Origin of the sequence: Pseudomonas sp. AE27, from assembly GCF_037113495.1 — a bacterium.
GTDB lineage: Bacteria > Pseudomonadota > Gammaproteobacteria > Pseudomonadales > Pseudomonadaceae > Aquipseudomonas > Aquipseudomonas palmensis.
In genome coordinates this window covers 2,638,573-2,660,399 of the sequence record NZ_CP146966.1, presented here as the reverse complement: position 1 = coordinate 2,660,399, position 21,827 = coordinate 2,638,573, and the positions used below count along the sequence as shown (strand labels likewise).

The following is a 21,827-nucleotide window of genomic DNA, read 5'->3' as shown; positions in this document are numbered from 1 at the left end:
ATACCTCGGGATGCGGGAAAAGGCCTGTAGTCTAAGGGGGGATCTGGCGCAGGTAAAGAGGGCCATCTTTTCAGCACCGCTCGTGGCTGCGCAATCAGCGATGAACATGGACACTGCCGATGGTCCGTTTGTCTGGCTGCTGCAGGTTTAACGCGGCTTGCCATACGCCTGGGTGATGCGGTCGATCACGATCGCCAGCGCAACGATGGCCAGCCCGGCCTCGACCCCCTTGCCCACGTTCAGTGTCTGGATGCCGGCCAGCACGTCCTCACCCAGGCCGCGCGCGCCGATCATCGAGGCCACCACCACCATCGACAGCGCCATCATCACCGACTGGTTCAGGCCGGCCAGGATGCTCGGCAGCGCCAACGGCAACGCCACCCGGCGCAAGCGCTGCCAGCGGTTGGCGCCCAGCCCCTGGGCGGCCTGGGTCAGCGACGGGTCCACCTGCGACAGGCCCAGTTCGGTGAGGCGTACCAGCGGCGGCAGGGCATACACCAGGGTGGCGAAGATCGCCGGCACCTTGCCCAGCCCGAACAGCATCAGCACCGGGATCAGGTACACGAAACTGGGCAGGGTCTGCATCACGTCCAGCACCGGCATCAGCAACCGGCGCGCCAGTGGCCGGCTGGCCAGCAAGATGCCGAACGGAATGCCGATCAGGAGGCACAGGCCGGTACTCACCAGCACCAGCGCGCAGGTCTGCAGCAGCTTGTCCCACAGGCCGACCACCCCGATCAGAAACAGCAGGCCGCTCAGCAGCAGCGCCCGCCGCACACTGCGCGTGGCGTGCCAGGTCAGCAGTGCCACCAGCGCCAGCAGCAACCACCACGGCGTGGCGCGCAGCAGGTTTTCCAACCCTACCAGCAGTTGCAGCAGCCCGTCCGAGACCGCCCGAAGCTGGTCGCCGTAGGCCAGCACCAGCCAGTCGACGAAGCGGTTGACGCTGTCTGCGAACGAAACGTGCAGCGCCTCGGGAAAGCCCGTACTCACAGGGCCGACTCGACCCTGGTCGCCACCTCGGCGGGCAGCCAGGCCTTCCAGATGCTCGGGTTCGCCTTGAGAAAGGCCTGCGCTGCAGCGTCCGGCGCCTGGCGCTGCTCGCTCATCGTTGCCAGGGCGCTGTTGAGGGTGGCGATCGGCAGATCGACCTTGGCGAAGAATGCCACCAGCTCCGGGTACTGCTGGCGAAACGGCGCCGATACGCCGATCGACAGCCTGGCCGGCAGCGAGCGGGTGCCTTTGGGCTCGGGGTTGCCCGGGTCGGTGAGGGTGGCCCAGGCCTGGGCGTCGAATGGCGGCTCTTCGAGGCGCACCAGCTCGTAGCGGCCCATCAGCGGGGTGGGCGACCAGTAGTAGAACAGCACCGGCTTGCCACGGCGGATGGCGGAGGTGATTTCGGCGTCCAGCGCCGCGCCCGAGCCGCTGCGAAAGTTCACGTACTGCCCGTCCAGCCCGTAGGCCTTGAGCTTCTGGCTGTTGACGGTCTCGGAGGTCCAGCCGCTGGGGCTGTTGAGAAAGCGGCCCTTGTCGGGTGACTCGGGGTCCTTGAACAGTGGGGCATGGCGCTTGAGGTCCTGGACGGAACGCAAGTCCGGGGCCAGTGCCTTGAGGCCGCGCTGTTCATCGCCCTTGATCACGTAGGCGGGCACGTACCAGCCTTCGTCGGCGCCCTTGACCGTGTCCCCGATGCTGAACACCTGGCCGGCCTGCTCGGCCCTGGTCCAGGCCGGGCTGCGGCCAGCCCACTCCTCGGCGATCACCTGGATGTCGTTGCGCGCCAGCGCCACCTCCATGCTCACGGTGCTGCCGGGCAGGGTGTCGGTGGGGTAGCCGTAGCCTTTCTCGACGATAAAGCGCAGCAGTTGCGTGGTCAGGCTGCCGCTTTCCCAGGTGATGTCGCCAAAGTGGATGGGGGCCGCAGCGGGCGCCGCCAGGCTCTGGGAGGCTACGCCCAGTGCCAGCAGGGCGCCGCCGATCAATTGTGTCAGTCGCTTCATGTCGTCTCACTTGCCGCGCCGCTTCAAGGTCAGGCAAGTGTAGTAGACCCGCGCCAGGGGTTTAGCGCAGTACCGCCAACTTGATGCTGAAGCCCACCAGGCACATGCCGGCCAGGCGTTCGAGCAGGTTCGAGACCTTGGGGTTGGCGCGCAGGCGGGCGGCCAGGTTGTGGGTCAGCAGCACGGCCACCAGGCCATACAGGAAGGTCAGCACGGCAATGGTCACCGCCATGAAGCCGAACGTCACGAAGCCCTGATGCCGGACCGGGTCGACGAACAGCGGAAAGAACGCCATGTAGAACATGATCGCCTTGGGGTTGAGCAGGGTGATCATCATGGTCTGGCGCAGGTAGTGCTTGGACTTCATCGGCCGTACCGGCGTGCTGCCGGGTTTGGCCAGGGCCATGCGCAGGCCCAGGTAGGCCAGGTACGCTGCACCCAGCCATTGCACGGTATGGAACGCTGCCGGGTAGGTGGTGAGCAGCGCTGCCACACCAGCCACAGCCAGCCACAACAGCACCTGGTCACCCAGGATGACGCCGAAGGTGGCGCCCAGGCCGCCTTTGATGCCGCCCTTGCCGGTGGCGGTGATCAGCGCGAAATTGCCCGGCCCCGGGATCGCCAGCAGCACCAGGAAGGCAATCACGAAGGCACCGTAGTCCGTTACGCCAAGCATGGGGAAACTCCGTGTTACCTATCAGGATTCGAGTGCATACGATACGCCTGCGCTGCGCCGGTGCGAACCCCGTGTTGTGCATCTGGCCCGAACAATCGCACAGCGATGTGCGCCTGCTGCCAGCCCGGCAGGTCACGCCCGGGCCCGTGCAACTTCCGGTTTCTCACGTACACGCTGGGCTTTGCCCGGCTGATCCGGCCGGGCTGCGCTGTTCTACTGGGGGCTCTTTGTACCTCTGGAGCAGGCGATGCAGCTTTGTTACGCAGCCAACATGCACGGCATCTTCAACCGTGCTTTCCCTACCGAGGCGCAGCCTGTGGCTGGCGGTTGCCGGGTAGTCGTACACCGGGGCGTGCTCTATTGCGCCTACAACGCCGGCGGCAACGTGGCCGAATTCGTCGCGAAGGTGAGCGGCATCGACGTATGGACGACGCCGACGGTGCTGCCACTGATGGTGACCCCGAGCAGGTCACTGGCGCTTTTTGTGTTCAAGGACAAGGTCCATGCGTTTCGTAGCGATAATCAGGGTGTATTTACCCTGGCCGCCTACAACGACACGCTCATGGGGTTCGAGCCCTTGACGTTGAGTCAGCCCATGCACGGCTCGCCGTCGCTGGTGGAGTTTCAAGGGCAGCTTTACGCCTTCTATCGGCACGGTTACACGAAGCAGATCGAGTGCCTGAACAGCGAAGACCTGGAGAACTGGGGCAACGGCCCGGTGTTCAGGGCCAGGGGGGTAGCGGTGACCACCCCCGACGACCCGATCGCCATTGTCTACCAAGGCCTGATCCACCTGTTCTACAAGGATGGCGATGGTCGGACCCTGTTGTTGAAGTACGACGGCCAGCAGGCCTGGACCGAGCCACGGGTGTTCATCGAGCAGGCCTACCCGTTCATGCCGGGGGTGACGGTTCACGCGGGGCTGCTCAAACTCGCCTTCACCCGCAGCATTGCCAATGCCGACGGTCGTGCGCTCTATCAATACGCCTATGACGGCAACACCCTCAGCCCGGCAACGGTCACCAGCAACCTGACCGCTACCGAGCGGGTGGGGCTGGGCGTACTCAATGGCGAGCTGTTTGCGCTGTTCCAGAAGGCCTGACCCGGTGGAGGTGTTCCCATGCCCGTTGATCGTGTGATTGGCCTGTATATCGATAACAATCTGGTGCCCGACATGCCTGCCGTTGCGTTCGAAGAGCAGGTCGACGTGGTGTTCATGGACGCGGTGGCACTGCTCGCCACCGCCAGGCCCCAGGACTGCGTGCATACCCTGGTCTACCTGAACTACATCGTTTCGGCACGCCTGATACGCACCAGCAACCATGAGGCACAGGCGGGCTATGGGGCATGCATGACCACGTTGCTGCGCCGCTGGTACAGCGACACCACGGTGCTGCAGCATCTTCAGGCCTCGCTGGGGCTTTACCGTTATGGCGTGATGATCGGGCTCTACCGTGTGCACCATGCCCTGATCATGAATGGCCTCAGGAGCGTACAGGGGCCATATCTGCTGGATTCTGGCGACCCCTTGCGCATGCTCCAGCATGGGGTCATGGCCATCTTCGGCCCGTGGCATGCGCACATTCGCCTGCATGGGCGCATTCGTGATTACTACCACAGCCGAGTGAACACTGCAGGGCCCTCGGTACAGATCGAACTAGGTCGCAGCGCGCGCACTGAGGTGCCGATACGGGTGGCCACCTGGAACCTGCAGGGCGCATCGGTCAGCACCGAGAGCAAATGGTTGACCGGGGTCTTGCCGCTGCTGCGCAGCAACGATGTGGTGGTTCTGCAGGAGGTCGGCGTTGCCCCGCATTCTGCGGTGTTCAGCCTCACCGAACGGGTGGCCGACCAGTTCGGCAGTCACCACGACATCCATGTCTACAGCTGGCAGGCCGGCACCCGCAGCCGGCCCGAGCGCTACCTGATCTACTTCCTCGATGTGCAGCGGTTGCGGGTGAACCTGGCGATCGTGATGCCTGACCCCGGCGAATTCATGGTCAGCCAACTGGCCATCATCTCGGACGGGCAATTGCCGGTGGCAGGCCCGCCCCTTTACCGCCCGGCCATGGGGGTGCGTGTGAGGCGACGTGCTCTGGCGGGCAACACGCCGGAGCTGGCGATCTTCAACCTGCATGCCATTTCCGGCGGGGGCGTCAACGCCGCGCGCATGTTGAGGGAGATCAGCTGGCACACCGATACACCATTCGCGCTGCTGGGGGATTTCAACCGCGATCCGCGACCGACCACTCCCCCGGTACCGACGCGTGGCAACTGGGTGTCGCCCGAAGACATCGCCCGTATCGAGCTGGCGGGCGGCAGCACCCACCCCAGCGTGGCGCCGAGCAACATGCTGGACTATGCGGTGACCAATGGCACCTCGCAGGTGCCGGCGCCGGGGAATGTCTCTGCGCCGGGGGCATCGGACCACCGCTCGGTGCATTACAACCTGACCTTCAACTGCTAGCGCCGGCACGTGCCGCGGGATTTTCCCAGCGTCGCTAATTTATCCGCACGCCGCTTCGTCTCCTCCAGTAGCGCCCGTACGCCTCCCGCGCCACGAGCCTCATTCAACCAAGGAGACAGGCAATGACTTCCGTATTCGATCGCGACGATATCGTGTTCCAGGTTGTGGTCAACCACGAGGAACAGTACTCCATCTGGCCGGACTACAAGGCTATCCCCAACGGCTGGCGCACCGTCGGCAAGAGCGGTTTGAAGGCTGAGTGCCTGGCGTACATCGATGAGGTATGGACTGACATGCGCCCGCTGAGCCTGCGCCAGAAGATGGCCGAAACCGCTGCGGCGCAGTGAGGGGCGGCACGTGTCGTCACTGACCCTGTTGTGCCTGCCGTACTCGGGTGCCAGCGCCATGGTCTTCAGCCGCTGGCGGCGCAAGGTGCCCGCCTGGTTGAACGTGCGCCCGGTGGAGCTGCCAGGGCGGGGTGCACGCCTTGGCGAGCCGTTGTACACCGACATGCAGGCCCTGGCCCGGCAACTGGCCGCCGAACAGAGCCTTGTCGCCCACCAGCCCTACGCGGTGCTGGGGCACAGCCTGGGGGCGCTGCTGGCGTTCGAGCTGGTGCACGAGCTGCAGGCGCTGGGCTGCCCGCCACCGGTGGCGTTGTTTGCCAGCGGCACGGCGGCGCCGACCCGTCGTGAAGGCTACGACGATGAAAGCTGGCGCGAACCCAAGAGCGACCCGCAACTGATCGAAGAGTTGCGCACCCTGGGCGGTACTTCGGAGGAAGTGCTGGGCAACGAGGAACTGATGAGCCTGACCCTGCCGGTGTTGCGCGCAGACTTTCTGTTGTGCGGACGCTACGCCTATCGGCAGCGCCCGGCACTGCGTTGTCCGCTGCATGTGCTGGGGGGCGAGGAGGATCGCGCAACCCAGGAACAGTTGCTGGCCTGGCGTCAGGAGAGCCAGGGTGATTTCTCGCTGGCGCTCTTCCCTGGCGGGCACTTCTTCATCCATGAGCATGAAGAGCAGGTGCTGGGCGTGCTCAGCCAGGCCCTGGAGCCACACCGCCTGACCGCATGAGCCTCGCGTGGTAGCATCCGACCGGGCCCGGGCAGCCATCGCGCTGCCCGGGTTTCTGTCCGCAAGCCGCCTGGCGGTGACACCCATCGCCCCGGCGCCCGCCATGGAGCGCACGCAATGCTGATCGACCCTACCCAGGCCACGCTGCTGGTCATCGACGTTCAGGAAAAACTCATCGGCGCGGTCAGCGACCCGGCCGGCACGCTGGCCCGCACCCGCTGGTTGCTGGCGGCGACGGCCGAACTGGGGTTGCCCACGGTGATTTCCGAACAGTATCCCAAGGGCCTCGGGCACACCGTCGGTGCGCTGCTCGAGGCGGCGCCCGCTGCCGAGGTGGTGGAAAAGGTGCACTTTTCCTGCGTGGCTGCCGACTGCCTGCCCGCCAGCCTGCTGGCCCGCCACCAGGTGATTGTGTGCGGCATGGAAACCCACGTGTGCGTGCTGCAGACAGTGCTCGGCCTGCTGGCGCTGGGCAGGCAGGTGTTCGTGGTGGAGGACGCCTGCGACAGCCGCAGCCTGCTCAGCAAGAGCGCCGGCCTGCAGCGCATGCGTGATGCCGGCGCGCAGATCGTGACCCGCGAGATGGTGGTGTTCGAGCTGCTGGGCAGCGCCGGCCACGAGAAATTTCGCCACATCAGCAAGACCTTCCTGGTCGGCGAGCAACCTTGAGGGTGGGCGGATCATGTTGTTCGTGGTGATGCTGGGGGGCAAACACCCCCGGGCCCGCATCGAAGTGCACGATGTGGTGTTCGTGGTGGCCCCGACCCTCGAAGCGGCCTACCCGCAATTGCGCGAGCAATGGTTCGGCAGCGCCAGGGGCGTGCATATCGATTCCTGGCTGGAGGTCGACGGGGTCGACGGCTACAAGCTGCACTGGTCGGACATGCAGCCGGCTGCCGGCGAGCCACGCCTGTATTTCATCAACCTGGGCGGCTATGAGCCCGGTGCGTTCGGCGAGGCGCACCAGTACCTGTTGGTGGTGGCCACCAGCAAGGCCCAGGCCAAGGCCATCGGCAAGCAACGCATGGCACGTCACTGGAGCCAGGCGCACACCGATGCAGTGATGGACGTGGATGACTGTATCGCCATCGACCAGCTCGGTGGCCGATACGTGCGCTTGATTGCAGGCGAGCATGCCCCGCTGGTGCAGCGCAGCGACTACATCGTGCTGGGCTGATGGGCGAGCTTGATGGCTATTTGCCGTTAGCCTGGATTACAGTACGCGCTTCATTTTCTGCCCTTACAGGATGTTCCGATGCGTTCACGTGCACTGTCTGGCTTCTGCTGCGCACTCACCCTCAGCGCTCTGCCGAATCTGGCCCTGGCCCAGGCCACGGTGGCCCAGGTGTTCAATGGCGAGATGCTGGGCACCAACCTGCGTTTCTTCGAGTCGGTAGCCGGTGTTGCGCGTACCTCGTTCGGCGACACCCATACTTACAAGGTGCAAGGCTGCGAAATCACCGCCACGGCCGGCGGCGGCACGGTCAGCGAGCTGCGCATGGAGCTCTCGCCCACCTGCAAGGCAGACCTGAGCACGTTCATCGGCGACTTTGCGCCGCCGGCCGCGCAGCCCCTGACGTTCGGTGCAATGGCCAGGTCTTCGGGAGGCGGGCTGGAGTTCTACGCCAGTTGCCTGAGCATGTGCGGCAATGCCGCCGACCCGTCGGTGTACGCGCTCTGGCAAGGACCGCGGGCAGTGGGGTTTACCGAAGTGCTGCTGGAGGTGGTGCTGGTGGACGATGAGGCCAGCGCGGCGGCCGGTCACTGGCGCGAGGCCATGCAGAAGGCCAAGGGTGAGGACTTTGTGGTGGACACCCGCTTCAACTGCGAGCGCACCTTCGATGAAGTGGCGCAGGCCAGCTTCGACAAGGTCAAGGTCAATGCGGTGACCATCGGCACCGAGTTGACCAAGCCGGGCTGCTGACGGTTTGCACGGGCCGGCCCCGGCTGTGTACTGTGGGGCCCTCGACCGATAGCCGGGGGCTGTATGCCTTTACGCGGATGGATGGTGCTGGCCACGCTGGCGCTGCTGTTGCAGGGGTGCGCCGGCCAGCGTGGGGCGCAACAGGCCACGCCGGCCCAGGTGCGCGCCACGGTGGTTGCACTGATGCCAGCCGCCACTGGTGACCGTGAAGGGTGGGCGGCGGACATTCAAACGGCGTTTGCCGCACAGAAGCTCGACCCCAGCCGCAGCAACCTGTGCGCGGTGCTGGCGGTGACCGAGCAGGAGTCGACCTACCAGGCCGACCCGCAAGTGCCCGGCCTGGGGCGCATTGCCCGCGCCGAGATCGACCGGCGTGCGGCGCGTCTGCATGTACCGCAGCGGCTGGTGGAGGCCGCGCTGCAAACCCACTCGCCCGATGGCAGAACCTACAGCCAGCGACTGGCGGCGGTGCGCAGCGAGAAGCAACTGAGTGCACTGTTCGACGACCTGATCGGTTCGCTGCCGCTTGGGCGTACCTTGCTCGGCGACCTGAACCCGGTGCGCACCGGGGGGGCGATGCAGGTCAGCATCGCGTTCGCCGAACGCCACGCCCAGGACTACCCCTATGCCTACAGCGGCACCCTGCGCCAGGAAGTGTTCACCCGGCGCGGCGGGCTGTATTTCGGCATCGCCCATCTGCTGGGTTACCCAGCCAGCTACGAGCAGCCGCTGTATCGGTTTGCCGACTTCAATGCAGGCTGGTACGCAAGCCGCAACGCGGCGTTCCAGCATGCGGTCAGCCAGGCGTCGGGCGTGGAACTGGCGCTGGACGGCGACCTGATCGCGCCAGGGGCGATTTTTCCGGGGGCCACCGAACAGGCGGTACGGCGCCTGGGTGACAGGCTCGGCCTGCGCAACCCGACCATTCGCAGTCAGCTGGAGGAGGGGGGCAGCCTGGCATTCGAGCGCACGCGGCTGTATCAGCGGGTGTATGCACTGGCCGAGGCGGCTGCGGGCAAGCCGTTGCCGCGGGCGCAGTTGCCAGGCATCGAACTCAAGAGCCCCAAGATCACCCGAAAGCTGACCACGGCATGGTTTGCCAAACGGGTGGATGAGCGCTATCGGCGCTGCATGCAGCGCTGATAGCACGGGGCAGGTTCAGGCGCTGGCCAGGGTCGCGCTGGCGCGGGCGTTGCTGGCGCGCTGGCCCAGGCTCTGGTATAGCGACTGGCCGATCTCGGCTGCGCGCACCGGCAGTACCGACAGCAGGGTATCGCTCAGGCCGTGTGACGCTTCGCAGAAGCCCTGCAGGTAGACCGCCGCGTTGAGCTCCGGGCTGGCCAGCACGCGATAGTCGCGGTCCACTTCGAAGTCCTTGAGGTGCTGTTGCAGCGGCGCCAGCAGCTCGCGATGGGAGCGGCGCTCATAGCCGGTGGCAAGAATCACCGCGTCGTACACGTGGGTCTGCTGGATGCCGGTGGCCAGGTCGCGCAGGGTCAGCTCGATACCCTTGTCGGTGCTGACGGCGGCCTCGATGTTGCGTCGGCACAGAACGGCGTGACGGTACTGATGGGCGACTTTCTGACGGTAGAGCATGCCGTAGATGCGTTCGATCAGGTCGATGTCCACTACCGAGTAGTTGGTGTTGTGGTACTCGGAGATCAGCTTGGCACGTTCGGCCTGGGGCTGGTTGAACACCAGGTCGGTGTAGTCGGGGGTGAAGACCTCGTTGACGAACGGGCTGTCATCGGCCGGCTTGAGTGCCGAGCCGCGCAGGATCATGTCGGCCTTGACCGACGGGTAGCTGTCGTTCAGGTCGATCAGGGCCTCGGCGGCGCTTTGCCCCGAGCCGATGATCGCGATGCGCATGGGCTTGCCCTGGGTGCACGGCAGTTGTTCCAGGCTGTTCAGGTACTGGGAGTGGTGGAACACGCGCGGATCGTCCTTGAAGGGCGCGAATACCGGCGGGATCTTCGGCGTGCCGCCGCTGCCCACCACCACAGAGCGTGCCCGGCGCAGGCGTTCATGGCCCTGGGCGCTGCGGGAGATCACGCGCAGGTGGTCGATACGCCCGTCCAGCAGTTCAGGTTCCACGCGCAGGATCTCCTCGCCATACACCGCCTGGGTGGCGAAGTGCTCGGCGGCCCAGCGCAGGTAGTCGTTGTACTCCAGGCGGCAGGGGTAGAAGGTGCCCAGGTTGATGAAGTCGGCCAGGCGCTTCTTCTGGTGCAGGTAGTTGACGAAGCTGTAGGGGCTGGTGGGGTTGCGCAGGGACACCAGGTCCTTGAGGAAGGAAATCTGCAGTTCACTCTGGGTGGCCAGGGTGTTGCCGTGCCAGCGGTAGTCGCTCTGCTTGTCGATGAACAGCGCATCGAGGGCATGGCCGTTGGTCTGGGCGAGTTCTTCCAGGGCGATGGCCAGGGCCAGGTTGGAGGGGCCGAAGCCGACGCCGATCAGGTCGTGGATTGTTTCGGATGATGCAGTCTGGCTCATGGGTGCGATTCCTTGGAGGGTCGAGTGGGGGGCGTGTGTGGCGCGCGCCCCGAATCCTGCGCAAATACACCGATAGAACGAGCTGTCAGAGCCAGAATTTACTCGACCTCTTCGGCATGCACAGGCGGTCGGCCAGTTGAAGTTCTCGCACATTGAAGCGCAGCAGGGGAGTGGGGCTTAGCAGTAAAGCCCGAAGGCTGCCGCGCAAGGCGCGGCAGCCTCGGCGGGTCAGTCGACCGCAGGGCGGTTCTGGCTGCGTTCGGCCTTGTAGCGGATCGCGACGGCCGGGGCGGGTTTGGCGTCGCCGGTTTCCAGCCATTGGCGCATGCGGCTGGCATCGGCGAAATGGGTGTACTTGCCGAAGGCATCGAGTATCACCATGGCCACCGGGCGATTGTCCATCCGCGTCAGCAGCACCAGGCAATGACCGGCCTCGTTGGTGAAGCCGGTCTTGGTCAGCTTGATGTCCCAGTTGCTCTTGTTGACCAGGTGGTCGGTGTTGCGAAAGCCCAGGGTGTAGTTGGGTTTCTTGAAGGCCACGGTCTTTTCGCGGGTGGTGCTCAGCTCGCTCAGCAGCGGGTAGCTGCGCGCGGCCAGCAGCAGCTTGCTCAGGTCGCGGGCGGTGGACACGTTGCTGGTCGACAGGCCGGTGGGTTCCACATAGCGGGTATGGCTCATGCCCAGGGCCTTGGCCTTGGCGTTCATGGCCTTGATGAAGGCGGCGTAGCCACCGGGGTAGTGGTGCGCAAGGGTCGCGGCGGCCCGGTTTTCCGAGGACATCAGGGTAATCAGCAGGGTGTCGCGACGGTTCAGCTCGCTACCCAGGCGAACCCGCGAGTACACGCCCTTCATTTCCTTGGTCTGGGCGATGGTGATGGTCAGGGGTTCGTCCATGGCCTGCTTGGCATCGAGCACCACCATCGCGGTCATCAGTTTGGTGACCGAGGCGATCGGCACCACACGGTCCGGGTTGCTCGCATACAGCACCTTGTTGGTCTGCAGGTCGATCAGCAGTGCACTGCCCGAGGCCAGGTGCAGCTTGGCAGGGTCGCGCTGGACCTGGGGGGCCGGTTGGGCAACAGCGTTCGACGTGACGCTGGCAGTGCCAGTGAGCATCAGCAGCAGGCTGAGAATAGACAGGGAGGTTTTCACGTTGGTGCTCACTAAATGTAGGTATGTCGTTGGCTGTGCACGGGTTTTTTATTACAAGCCGTTACATTCTAGGAGTATGGTCGAGTCTGTGTCGATTGCCCCGTAAACATTGGGCGAACTATGAAATTTATTTAACCTTGTACCAATTTTGTACCATTCATCTGCATTTCAAGTTTGCCCAGCTCGCCCCAATCATTGGGTGAGTTCAGCCAGCGCGCATAGGTTGAGAGTAGCACCTGCACGCTATGCCCGAGCTGCCCAGCGATGAATGCGGGGTTGACGCCCGCCATCAGGCACATCGTGGCATAGGTGTGCCGGCAGTTGTACTGGGGCCTGGGTTTGATCCCCAGGGCATTCAGCGCATGCGCGAAGTGAGCCCCGGGGGTGCTGGACCCTAGCATGTGCTCCGACCTCCCGGATGGGTGGAACACATATGGCGACGCCACCACCTTTCTGCGCCGCTGCACGGCTCGCGCATCCGCGATCATTCTCGCATCAGTCAGAGCACTGAGCGCCCGACTATTCAGCATGACGACTCTTGCGTACTTGGTCTTTGTGCGCTCCTCAACTTTCCCCCCTACAACGATTCGACACACGTGCGCTGTGCGCTCAGCCATGTCGACTTCGTCCCATCGCAACGCCATCATTTCCCCGGTCCGCATGCCGCTATAGAAAGCAAATTCGAAGTAGGCCGCGTAAATCTGCAAGCTGTCTCGGAAGTTCGATCTCATCCACGCAACGATCGCCTCGGCCTCGGATGAGCTGAACGGCTCTACAGTCTTCTTCACTCTCAGCGGCAACTGGATGGACGCGGCTGGATTTCGCTCGATTACTTCGTCATAGATCGCCGACTTGAAAAGTGCGTTGATTCGCGAGATGGAGGTGCGTTTGATCGTCTGGCTGCCCCACTCCGTACTGTTGATGATCTGGCGCAGGACCATTGGCGTGATTGCCGCCATTGGCTTGGTTGCTAGGTGCGGCATCCAGTACTTGTTCATCGTGCCGAGGTAGTTCAGCCGCGTGCCTGGCACGATTTCCAAGCTGTTGAGCCACGTTTGGGCGTAGGTGCCGAATGTAACCTCTGTGGTGAAGCCTATATAGCTGGAATTCGGGAATAGCTCGGCGTATCGCTTATCGTCCAGAGCGCCATGTTTCGCCAGGCTTACTACTTGAGCGCGTAAATCTGATGCTGCCTTGATCCCCTTGGCGGTCTGGGGGTATGCGAGAGTTTCGGATCGACGCTCACCGTTCCAAGTGAAACGGATGCGGATCGATTTGCCGATGAATTCGACCCCAGTGGGTAGCCCCATTCTCCGTCCAGCCACGCTTCGTACCTCCTGATGCTGTAGAAAATCCTGCCGTCTATTTTTTTCCAAACACCTTCCGGGATTACCCCGCGATCGCGCTTGCTCTCCAGTGCGCGCTTGGTTGTGCCGAGTAGTTCGGCCATTCTTGCTTCGGGCACTTTGTCGAATTGAATAGCCTCTGATGGGCTAGCTTCTGTGCTCATGGATATGCTCCACGCCGCCGGTGGCGGCAGGTTGGTGGTCAGGGCTTGGCGATCGGCGTCCAGCCGCCCGGCCGGTGAGTTTCGTGGTAGGTATCGATTCCGCGATGCCGCCCGTGGCTGATACGGCAGACCCTGCACATGCGCGAATCGCCGAAGTCCCCGTACTTCACGTGCGAGAACCGTGACCATCGGTGACCAAATGGCTTGCAGATCAGCCAGCGTCCGGCCAGCACGATTACGTTCCAGGCCCGAGGGTAGTTGCTGTGCAGATCGAGGTGGACGTGGTTCAGGCGCATGCCCATCCGCCATTTCAGCGGACGATGCTTGTCGCCCTTGCGAAGCGGCTCGGTGACGAGCTTCCATATTTGTTTGAGCACGGGTCATCCTCGCCCGCGCATGTCGGCGGGCTTGAGTTGTGGGGAAGGGTTAGGCGAGTTCGGTTGCGAAGGCGTCGACCAGCGATTGGCTGGTGAAGTTGATCGGTAGTGCGTCAGTGCTCTTTCCGTCGCTGATAAGTACCCAGCCGTTCTTGTACAAGGTGCAGGTGTTGCGGCCGTGTTGGATCTTGGCGATCGGCAGGCCGCCGAATGGAAGCCAGCGATTGATGCGGTAGAGCAGCTTCATCGCGGCCCCCTGTAGATCAGGTAGGCCATGTAAGCCAGGGCGATCATGGCATCAGCTCCTTCGGCACCTTGACCACGTTGGGGAATTTTGAGGCAACTACGGCTCGGCAAGCTGCGACCAAGTGTGTTCTCCCGCCCCCGCTGGGGCGGTACTCGACCCCATTGTCATTACAGACATAGGCACAGAAACCGCCGCTGCGGTGCCCATTGAAGCTGAGCTGCACGTTGTGCTTCTCGATTAGCGGCCCGCCCTGGCTCCAGTCTGTGGACGGGGTGTATCGCTCGCCGATGTAGTACTTCTTCGGCAGGAACACTCGATGTGGGTTTCCGTACTCAGGCGGCTGAACAAATGGCTGGAGATTTTCAGCTATAGCCACTGCCCAGTGCAGCGCCTCGCCGGCCAGGTCGGCTGTCTTCACTTCGATCAGGTCGGTCATGGTCGCTTCTCCAGAGAGTCCTTCCAGTCGCCACCAGGAGCGCTCTTGCCGGCCAAGGTGTGCTCGGTGTCATAGTCCGCGAGCCACAGAACTCGTCGGCAGTCAGGAAGCGCCTGGAACCAATACCACTCGCCGAAGCTGTCCCTGGCCAACCATTCCGCCCATTGCGGGGCGTCCTTCCAATCTGGCTTGCTCACAGCTGATACCTCTCATCAATCCAGCGCCTAGGCGCCAGTGCGGGTGTAGGTTCGGGTTGTGTTTCGTGCGGGGAGAGCTGGCGCTGGTTGCCGGCCTGCAGCTGGCTGTCGGGGATGCAGCTGATGCCTTTCCCGTACCAGCTACTTGCAACCCAGCACGTAACCTCGCGACGATCGTCGTGAATGACGGTCACGCCATCGCCAAAGCTCATGTCTTCACGCTCAATCCGGCGAATTTCTGCATCGGGTGTTGCTGCGCTGGCGCCGGTGGCCAGCAGCAGGAGGCAGAGGGCGAGGCGGGTCATGGCTCGATCCTCTTGAACTCGACGACCCAGACCCAGGGGTTTCCGTTCCATGATTCATCGCCGTTGATGCTGCTCCAGAGACATTCGAACAACTGGGCGGCAGTCAGCGTCTCGTCGGCGTCTGGCGCGTGGCGGAGAAAGCCAACACCTTCCGCCTCGGCCTGCTCTTCGCTGATGTCCCGCAGGAGCTCTACCCGTACGTCGGTGACCTCCAGCAGGATGCGGCTATCGCGCCGACGCATGTGAATGCTCGGTTTCCAAGGACCGCCGTAGTCGGTTCGGTTGTCGCACTCGCGGTAGACCACCCAGCTTTCGCTAGGCGCCTGCGCCACATTGATCTGCGCCCATGCTTCGCGTACCCACAGACGGTCACCTGGCTGGCCATACGGGCAGACAATTGGATGCTCGGTGCCTTTGGCATCCATGCAGCTCTCGTCAAAAGTGTGCATGGGGCGCCAAGACTCGTCTTCCTGCTGGTGAAGCTCGAAGCTGGTATCAGCGCTCCGCATGCTGGGCTTGATCTCGCGCCGCGTGACAGTCTTCTGGCCGTTTAGGATGGCGCGGACCATATGCCCGCTGAACAGAATCGGGCGTTCCTTTGCTTGAGACATAGCTTCGCCTTGGCCGCCATATCGCGGCAGTGAATAGAGGGGAGAGGGGTAGGGGTGTTGCTACGGAACGCGGACCCACCAGCTTTGCGCGTAGGCCACGCCGTCGATGAACTCGATGCCAGTGAACGTGGCGCCCATGGTCGACATACCAGTCATCACCGCCTCATACAGCGGCGGCAGAAGCGGCTCGCCCGGGTGAATCTTCAGGATCGACGCAGAGCTGGAAGGCCGGCCCATGGGTGAGAACGCATCGACGCACAGGTGCACGTCGCCGCGGATCGGCACAGCGGTGTTGATCTCTTTCTTGCTGCGGGGCACGCCGCGCACGCGCATTGGAACGATGAGGAAGTGCATAGAGAGTACTGTTCAAATAAACAGTATTTTGTTCGCGCAATCCTCTGCCGTCGATGGCGCTTCGTCGGGTGGAGTACAAATGTTCTCCTGCTATGGCTTGCGCTCCAGGGCGGCGCGGATCAGCCGCTCACACTCGCTGCGCTTCAATGGCGGGTGAATCCCGGCCATCTCGACCATCGCGGCGTCCACCATGCTGGTCAGATCATCGCGCTCAACCGGCGCGCTCGGCTCAACCTTGCTGCAATCAGCGCAGCGGCGTTTATCCTGGTCCCCGAAGTGCATGTAGCGGTGCTGACACTCGCTCGGCGGACTATCTTTCTCGAGCTGGCAGCCACTGATACAGCCATTGGCGCAGGCGCCGCACGACTTCGGAGCTCTCGCCTCAGCCTTTCCACCGAACAGAACGGCAATGGCGTCAAGGATATTTGGATTATCCGGCGCGCTCGGCTCTGCGCTGGTTGCACAAACGGCTGCTACCCTTGCAGCGAGGTCGGCGGGTAGATCGAAGTCAACGCCGGACGAATGCCGTTTGTTGATATCGCGCAGCAGCGCATCCCGCTCGGCCATCTGGGCGCGCAGGGTGTCGAGTTCCGCGCGCTGGTCGCAGATCACCCGCCATTGCCTGGCGATGCCTTCGCGCAACTGCACAAGTTTGCCCGCGTCGGGGTGGGTGTAGAGCGCGGAAACCTCAAGACCCTGCTCACGCCAACCATCTGCAAGATCTTTGTCAGTCGTGTGGTCGTCAATAAATCCATTGTCAAAGATGACCCACGCCACCGGCTCGCCCTGGTGCTGGGCGGCTGCATGCTCATCCATCCAGCGCAAAACGTCGTCGCCGGTTACTTCGGCTGGCTGGTTTGCTGGCTGGGCGAGAAGGGCGCGCAGCTCCTTCCGCGCTCGGTCTTGGGTAATTCGAAGTCCGTTGCACGCTTCCTCAAGGAGGCTGCGCGGCACGCTGACCATCTGTTCGGTGTTGCTGGATCGGTTTTCTGTGGGCATGGGGATACCTCGCCGGTATATTCCGGTCATCTATCAGGGAGGTGATGTATGGGGGAGTGGAGCGAATTGGCTTCTGGCGTTGCTGGTGGAGGCCTAGTGATTGCGGTTCAGATGGGTAAACAAAAGTGGGATGACGCCAGGGACTCCAAGAGGATTTATAACTGGCTAGTCAGTGAGTTCGCGAAGTCCGATAAGTACAAGCATCGATCCACGCGCGCAATCGCAAAGGAAATGAACCTAACTCCAGAAAGAGTTGCGACGTTGTGCCATAACCACCGGCACATCAAGCATGCTTTGGGTACTGAGGAAGGCCTGTGGAGCCTGGATGGGTCTGACCAAACGAGCCAGAAAGGCTTCTTCGGCTAAGCCGCTCGAAGCAAGGCTTCAATCACCCTCTGGCCAGCAAGCGGCGGTACAGCGTTGCCGGCCATATGCATGGTCAGCCGGTGGCTGTCTGGCCGCCTGGTGTCAGCCGGGAACGACATGGCGGCCAAGGCCTCGCTGGCGCTGAGCATCCGCATGCGGTCGCCATCGACCAGGGCCCAACGGTCCAGAGTAGTGATGGTGCCGATGGGTCGGTTAATGTCGCGCCCGGTGGTGCCGGAGCCTTTGCCGTAGTAAGGCATGATGAACCTGTCGCCGAACCGGGCTCGGCCATTGCGCACCCGGTCGAGGGTGGCCTGGGCTCGGCCAGGCTTATCGATCTGCGACCAACGCCCGCCATTGAAGTCGAGGAAGCTAGCTGCCGGCACGTGTCGTTCCTGCGGCAGCTGCAGCATGAGCGGCGCCTTGCTGCGGGTCAGAACCATGAACAGGCGTACCCTGTGCTGCGGCACACCCAGGTCGGCGCAGTCCACGATGTGCGGCGCCGCCTGATACCCCAAGGCCTGCACTGCTTGCAGCCAGGCCGGGTAGAGCACCCAGTCGGTGAACTCCGGCACGTTCTCAATCACTGCCGCCTGCGGCCGGTGGAATTCCAGAGCCGATACTGGCGCCCAGGCTGTCGAGCGCGATGCGTCGTGCTCAGGGTTGCCCGACTTCTTGCCGCGGGCCTTGGCGTGGCCCTGGCAGCATGGCGAGGCCAATAGGATGTCGTGCGCCGGCACTTGCTCCCACCGGGCCTGGTGCAGGTCTTGGCAGACATGGTGCGTTTCAGGGTGGTTGGCACTGTGCCATTCAACTGCCACGGGCCAGTGGTTTGCTGCCCAGAGAACCTGGACGCCTGCGGCGCGCGCGCCGGTACTCCATCCGCCGAGGCCGGCGAACAGGTCGATTGCTGTGGTCATGGGGTCTTGTCCTGAGTTAAGCGGCGCTGGAGGTTGCGTGGTGGTATTCGGTCCAGCCGATTCGCGGCAGCTTGGTCTTAGGGTTGATCGCCGGATTGCCTTTGGAGTCGGTGAGTTCGCATTTCGCTCTGATGCGCAGATCTCGGCACTGGCCTGACTTCCTGGCCAGCTCGATGAACTGCTGGGCGTACTGCGGCGCATCGAACAGATGGCTCAGCTGCTTAACCTTCTCGCTGGCCATGATCTTGGCTGCCTGCTGTTCAACTGCCTCATTCCACTCAGCAAGGGTCAGCTCCAAGGGGGGGGGCGCCGGCTTTCCCGCTCGGCCTGGTCGTCTTGGTGATCTTCCTGGCCTCAGCCAGCGCTACGTCGGCGGTCATGCCGAAGACTGCGAATGTGCTCATGGTGGTCTCCTTGTCAGGCGATGCCGATCTGTGGTGCCTCTTGCCCGCCAGTGGCCAGCCCTGGATTGAGATCCACTCGCCGACCGGCGAGCAGCCCAGCAATCTGGGCATCTAGGTCGAGCTCGATCTCGCGGGCTTTCCTGGCCTTTCCAATCTCCCTGCCTGACAGGTACTGCTCGATCAGAGCTTTGTCTTTCGCTTCGACCGCCACGAGTTCGCGACCATTGGAGCGCTGGCCAATGGCGAGATCTTCTTCGCCCCGGGGCACGAGTTCGTGAATTTTGCCGTGTACTGCCGACACCCAGGCCAGCGCGAAATGATCTCCAGCAGTTTCAGGTGAATAGGAACTGCGCTGTTTGCCAGCTCGCACTTGCGACACATACTCACGTCGGGCCTGAGTTAGCTTGGTCAGCAGTGCTTCATAGGCGTACATAGCGATCTGTGGGGCCGGACTCACTCCCACGAACAATTCGCGGTCCATAATGCGGCTGGTCGATTTGCACCAACGACGCCTGGAGAACGACCGAACCCCGAATGCCTCTCCAACGATTGAGCCCAGATACTGGTCCCAAGTTGGCCTGCGCTTGGCTCTGGCCTTCTCCGACTCAACTTCGCCCACATCACTCAGGTGCACATCCATTTCAGTGAGGCGGTACTCGCGCATCAGAGCCTGCGCCTGACGCATCGCGGTTGCAGCCTCATTCTCGTTCGAGCTTTTCGAGAGGGCGAGACAGCGTTTGATCTTACGGATGACCCGTTCGAGTTTGCTTTCGTCGTGCTGTTGCTCGGTCATTTTGTTGTCCTTGCGTGCAGGCACCGCCCTCGCCGGGGAGGCGTTATCGTTGAATATGGGAAGGCGCTGGCGGGCAGCGCTATCGTTTCGGGTAGGTTTGCGTCAGCGCGCCGTTGACCACATGGCCCCGGCGCAGGATCAGGTTGGCCAGCGCAGCCCGGTCTTTCTGGCTATGGCTGGCCTGGCTCAGCAGGCCGAAGTAGCTGTTGGCCGTCTCGCGCAGGTCTTCCGGCGGCACTGCAGCGGTACGCTTCATGGCCTGGGCCACCGAGCGCTTGCGTGTGGTCCGCCGCCAGGGCTTGATCACGTGCCCGACGAAGTCCACGCCGCGGTCGATTGGTTGCAAGATGGTCTTCGAAGGGTTGAGCCTGGCACCAAGGCTGGGCAGGAACTGCTCGATCCTGCGTAGCCACTCGCTCAGCTGCTGCGGCGAGTCATGCAGCAGCACGAAGTCGTCGACGTAGCGTATGTAGTGCTTGGCGCCCAGTTCGTGCTTGCAGAACTGGTCCAGCGCGTCGAGGTAGACGTTGGCAAAGAACTGCGACGACAGGTTGCCGATCGGCAATCCCAGATGAGCAGACTGCGCGGTCAGTCGCTTGTGCTGTGGTACCCGGTTGAACAAGTGCGCCGGGCTGCGCACGTCGTAGTTCTCGCGCGGGTCGTGCATGAGCACCTGCAGGGCGAGTTGCTGCCACCATGTATCGGTGACCCTGGCTACCAGCTGGCGGCCCAGCACGCGCTTGTCGATGGCCACGAAGAAGTTCGCCAGGTCGCACTTGAGGTAGAAGCCGGGGCGGGACCAGTTCTGCGTCTGGCTCCGGATCTTCGCCTCAAGTCGCTTGCCGGCGTACAGGGTGCCTCTACCTGGGATACAGGCGCAGCTGTCCGCTATGAAGCTGCGCTCGATGCCGGGGCCGATGCGGTTGTACAGCAGGTGGTGCACTATGCGGTCCCGGAAGTCGGCGGCCCATACCTCGCGGGCCTTTGGTCGGGTGACCACAAAGCAGATTGAGCGACCTGGCCGGTAGGTGCCAGCCTGGAGCTCGTCGAATAGGTCGAGGAGATTGGACTCCATGTCGACTTCGAAGCGCCGTGCGCTTGCGGTGTTCCGCTTGCGCCGCCGGCAGTCGTAGTAGGCAAGGACCAATTCCTCGAAGGTAAAGCTCGCAGCGGGTGAATCTGCGGACAGGGCGCACGAGACGCTCGTTGTTCTTGTCGTTGTTGTTGAGCCAGCCATCCTCGAAGTCCATGTTGTAGGCGTTGTTGGCTGAGTACTGCGACCTGCCGTGCTATCTACGTCGCCGGGACGATTGCTCAGCCCGGGAACTGCGCCAGACCTGCCAGCATGCGATGGCGGTTTCTGTGGTGCGCATGGCGGTGGCCAACAGGCCAGCGGCACGACCAGATTCAGCGCGCAGGCAGAAGGGCCGTAACCCTCAAGCAGCGGGCGCAGTTGCGGATTTCTTCCAAGCGTTCGCCTGGCGGCCTACGGAGGCCGTAAGCTTCATCGCCGTAGCGTGCTGCCCCTTGCTGATAAACCCCCGACTGGTGAGGGCGCGCAGCAGGTAGTTCAGCATCCACACGCTTTCGAGTAGCTGGTTGAGGTGGGTCAGGCGATCCCTACTCATGTTTGCCCGACCGATCAACACAAGCACCTGCAGGCACTCGTCGCGGATCTTCGAACCCATGACCTGTTTCAGGTCGCGCGGGATGTTTCGCACCAGGTCGAGCGCAAGCCCGAGCAGTTCTTCAGCAACCTTGTGGATTTCCAAATCCGTGTGTAGCGCCATCCTGGCATCCTCGAAAAGCGAGGGCGCCGAGGCGCCCATGAATGAAGAAGTGAAGTATCAGAAGTATTTTCTGCGGACAGGGCGCACGAGACGCTCGTTGACCTTGTCGTAGTAGCTGAGCCAGCCATCCTCGAAGTCCAAGCCGTAGGCGCAGTTGGCTGAGGACTGCGTACTCGTCCAGTGGGTGCCCCCGGAGAATACCTGTGGGACCGTGCCTTCCAGGAATGACGCCTCGCGGCGCGACATAAGGTAGTAGTCCTTGTACCCATCCCGCTCGAACTTCGCGCAGAACTGGGCAGCCGGATAGGTGTTGTCGGTCTCGACCAGATCGGCGGTGTTCGTCATGCCGTCGTGCGGGCTCATTGCACCGTCGAGCTCTTTGCCAAAGCTACCGAACTCCATCTTGACTTCGGCATCGGCGCCGGTTGGGATGATCAGGTAGTACGGCCTTTCGCCGCCCTGGAACAGGCCGCCATTCACGCCACCCTCACCAGGCCATGGCTCGCCAACAGGTGGAATGCTGTTTGCTGCGACGACTGGCGCGGCGGCGATAGCCAGGGTTGCCAGCCTCAGCACTACGGCCTCATCTGGACTGCTGATCGTCAGATCACCACTGGTGTAGGTAGTCAGTTGATTCGCTTGCATTGAGAGCTCCTGTGAGCGAGATAAGGGTGCAGGCGGCCGGCGCTTCCCGGCGTGCTTCTGGACTGGCTCGTCTTGAGTCCCGGA

27 protein-coding genes are annotated in these 21,827 nt (G+C 63.0%); 8 read left to right on the top strand and 19 right to left on the bottom strand.

All coding sequences use genetic code 11. From position 1 onward, the window contains the following. Positions 1 to 147 precede the first annotated feature (147 nt). The 3 genes from V9K84_RS12250 to V9K84_RS12240 all read right to left on the bottom strand — a co-directional run bounded on the left by V9K84_RS12250 (position 148) and on the right by V9K84_RS12240 (position 2,676). Complete coding sequence (locus V9K84_RS12250; protein WP_043863053.1) at positions 148 to 993, bottom strand: proline/glycine betaine ABC transporter permease; 846 nt, start codon at positions 991 to 993, stop codon at positions 148 to 150. Beyond that, a complete protein-coding gene (locus tag V9K84_RS12245; protein WP_088515686.1) occupies positions 990 to 2,000 on the bottom strand; it encodes an ABC transporter substrate-binding protein in 1,011 nt (336 codons plus the stop codon). The genes V9K84_RS12250 and V9K84_RS12245 overlap by 4 nt, the downstream gene beginning before the upstream one ends. 61 nt (positions 2,001 to 2,061) lie before the next feature. Further along, entirely contained in the window at positions 2,062 to 2,676 is a 615-nt protein-coding gene (locus V9K84_RS12240; RefSeq protein WP_043863051.1) for a LysE family transporter, read from the bottom strand. A 247-nt stretch (positions 2,677 to 2,923) separates the two neighbouring features. Between V9K84_RS12240 and V9K84_RS12235 the strand changes: the two genes are divergently transcribed. From V9K84_RS12235 to V9K84_RS12200, 8 genes are all read left to right on the top strand, one after another. Then, a complete protein-coding gene (locus V9K84_RS12235; protein WP_088515687.1) occupies positions 2,924 to 3,778 on the top strand; it encodes a hypothetical protein in 855 nt (284 codons plus the stop codon). 18 nt (positions 3,779 to 3,796) lie between these two features. Next, positions 3,797 to 5,143 (top strand): endonuclease/exonuclease/phosphatase family protein, encoded by a 1,347-nt coding sequence (locus tag V9K84_RS12230; protein WP_088515688.1) that lies wholly within the window; start codon positions 3,797 to 3,799, stop codon positions 5,141 to 5,143. A 122-nt stretch (positions 5,144 to 5,265) separates the two neighbouring features. Then, entirely contained in the window at positions 5,266 to 5,490 is a 225-nt protein-coding gene (locus tag V9K84_RS12225) for an MbtH family protein (protein ID WP_043863048.1), read from the top strand. A 10-nt stretch (positions 5,491 to 5,500) separates the two neighbouring features. Continuing rightward, on the top strand, positions 5,501 to 6,220 hold the full coding sequence (locus V9K84_RS12220) for an alpha/beta fold hydrolase (RefSeq protein WP_043863047.1): 720 nt from the start codon (positions 5,501 to 5,503) through the stop codon (positions 6,218 to 6,220). Between the two features lie 117 nt (positions 6,221 to 6,337). Next, positions 6,338 to 6,889, top strand: coding sequence for a hydrolase (locus V9K84_RS12215; protein WP_088515689.1), 552 nt, complete (start codon positions 6,338 to 6,340; stop codon positions 6,887 to 6,889). Between the two features lie 13 nt (positions 6,890 to 6,902). Next, the gene (locus tag V9K84_RS12210; protein ID WP_043863045.1) at positions 6,903 to 7,397 is read left to right on the top strand and encodes a DUF1543 domain-containing protein; all 495 of its coding nucleotides are present in this window, start codon (positions 6,903 to 6,905) and stop codon (positions 7,395 to 7,397) included. 78 nt (positions 7,398 to 7,475) lie between these two features. After that, entirely contained in the window at positions 7,476 to 8,144 is a 669-nt protein-coding gene (locus tag V9K84_RS12205) for a hypothetical protein (RefSeq protein ID WP_088515690.1), read from the top strand. A gap of 63 nt (positions 8,145 to 8,207) precedes the next feature. Further along, the gene (locus V9K84_RS12200; RefSeq protein WP_088515691.1) at positions 8,208 to 9,287 is read left to right on the top strand and encodes a DUF1615 domain-containing protein; all 1,080 of its coding nucleotides are present in this window, start codon (positions 8,208 to 8,210) and stop codon (positions 9,285 to 9,287) included. A gap of 15 nt (positions 9,288 to 9,302) precedes the next feature. Here the strand turns inward: V9K84_RS12200 and V9K84_RS12195 are convergent, their stop codons facing one another. The 16 genes from V9K84_RS12195 to V9K84_RS12120 form a co-directional block, all read right to left on the bottom strand. After that, positions 9,303 to 10,637 carry a SidA/IucD/PvdA family monooxygenase gene (locus tag V9K84_RS12195; RefSeq protein WP_043863042.1) on the bottom strand — a complete coding sequence of 445 codons (1,335 nt, stop codon included), beginning with the start codon at positions 10,635 to 10,637 and terminating at the stop codon, positions 9,303 to 9,305. Positions 10,638 to 10,865: 228 nt separating this feature from the next. Further along, entirely contained in the window at positions 10,866 to 11,789 is a 924-nt protein-coding gene (gene pbpG / locus V9K84_RS12190) for a D-alanyl-D-alanine endopeptidase (RefSeq protein WP_043863168.1), read from the bottom strand. A gap of 131 nt (positions 11,790 to 11,920) precedes the next feature. Further along, positions 11,921 to 13,114 carry a tyrosine-type recombinase/integrase gene (locus tag V9K84_RS12185; RefSeq protein ID WP_338794400.1) on the bottom strand — a complete coding sequence of 398 codons (1,194 nt, stop codon included), beginning with the start codon at positions 13,112 to 13,114 and terminating at the stop codon, positions 11,921 to 11,923. Between the two features lie 223 nt (positions 13,115 to 13,337). After that, entirely contained in the window at positions 13,338 to 13,676 is a 339-nt protein-coding gene (locus tag V9K84_RS12180; RefSeq protein WP_338794399.1) for a hypothetical protein, read from the bottom strand. Positions 13,677 to 13,725: 49 nt separating this feature from the next. After that, positions 13,726 to 13,923, bottom strand: a complete 198-nt coding sequence (locus V9K84_RS12175; protein WP_338794398.1) for a hypothetical protein — start codon at positions 13,921 to 13,923, stop codon at positions 13,726 to 13,728. Between the two features lie 43 nt (positions 13,924 to 13,966). Continuing rightward, a complete protein-coding gene (locus tag V9K84_RS12170) occupies positions 13,967 to 14,359 on the bottom strand; it encodes a phage protein NinX family protein (protein ID WP_338794397.1) in 393 nt (130 codons plus the stop codon). A gap of 193 nt (positions 14,360 to 14,552) precedes the next feature. Continuing rightward, positions 14,553 to 14,861, bottom strand: a complete 309-nt coding sequence (locus V9K84_RS12165) for a hypothetical protein (protein WP_338794396.1) — start codon at positions 14,859 to 14,861, stop codon at positions 14,553 to 14,555. Then, entirely contained in the window at positions 14,858 to 15,472 is a 615-nt protein-coding gene (locus tag V9K84_RS12160; RefSeq protein ID WP_338794395.1) for a hypothetical protein, read from the bottom strand. Before V9K84_RS12160 ends, V9K84_RS12165 begins: the two co-directional genes overlap by 4 nt. A gap of 60 nt (positions 15,473 to 15,532) precedes the next feature. Next, positions 15,533 to 15,826 carry a hypothetical protein gene (locus tag V9K84_RS12155; protein ID WP_063611983.1) on the bottom strand — a complete coding sequence of 98 codons (294 nt, stop codon included), beginning with the start codon at positions 15,824 to 15,826 and terminating at the stop codon, positions 15,533 to 15,535. Positions 15,827 to 15,916: 90 nt separating this feature from the next. Beyond that, the gene (locus tag V9K84_RS12150; protein ID WP_338794394.1) at positions 15,917 to 16,825 is read right to left on the bottom strand and encodes a hypothetical protein; all 909 of its coding nucleotides are present in this window, start codon (positions 16,823 to 16,825) and stop codon (positions 15,917 to 15,919) included. 362 nt (positions 16,826 to 17,187) lie between these two features. Further along, positions 17,188 to 18,111 (bottom strand): DNA cytosine methyltransferase, encoded by a 924-nt coding sequence (locus V9K84_RS12145; protein ID WP_338794393.1) that lies wholly within the window; start codon positions 18,109 to 18,111, stop codon positions 17,188 to 17,190. A 16-nt stretch (positions 18,112 to 18,127) separates the two neighbouring features. Then, positions 18,128 to 18,409 (bottom strand): hypothetical protein, encoded by a 282-nt coding sequence (locus tag V9K84_RS12140; protein WP_338794392.1) that lies wholly within the window; start codon positions 18,407 to 18,409, stop codon positions 18,128 to 18,130. A 119-nt stretch (positions 18,410 to 18,528) separates the two neighbouring features. After that, complete coding sequence (locus V9K84_RS12135; RefSeq protein WP_338794391.1) at positions 18,529 to 19,308, bottom strand: DUF2786 domain-containing protein; 780 nt, start codon at positions 19,306 to 19,308, stop codon at positions 18,529 to 18,531. 79 nt (positions 19,309 to 19,387) lie between these two features. Beyond that, positions 19,388 to 20,383, bottom strand: coding sequence for an RNA-directed DNA polymerase (locus V9K84_RS12130; RefSeq protein ID WP_338794390.1), 996 nt, complete (start codon positions 20,381 to 20,383; stop codon positions 19,388 to 19,390). A gap of 361 nt (positions 20,384 to 20,744) precedes the next feature. Then, positions 20,745 to 21,098, bottom strand: coding sequence for a four helix bundle protein (locus V9K84_RS12125; RefSeq protein WP_229589097.1), 354 nt, complete (start codon positions 21,096 to 21,098; stop codon positions 20,745 to 20,747). A gap of 57 nt (positions 21,099 to 21,155) precedes the next feature. Next, on the bottom strand, positions 21,156 to 21,743 hold the full coding sequence (locus V9K84_RS12120) for a DUF1566 domain-containing protein (protein ID WP_338794389.1): 588 nt from the start codon (positions 21,741 to 21,743) through the stop codon (positions 21,156 to 21,158). Positions 21,744 to 21,827 lie beyond the last annotated feature (84 nt).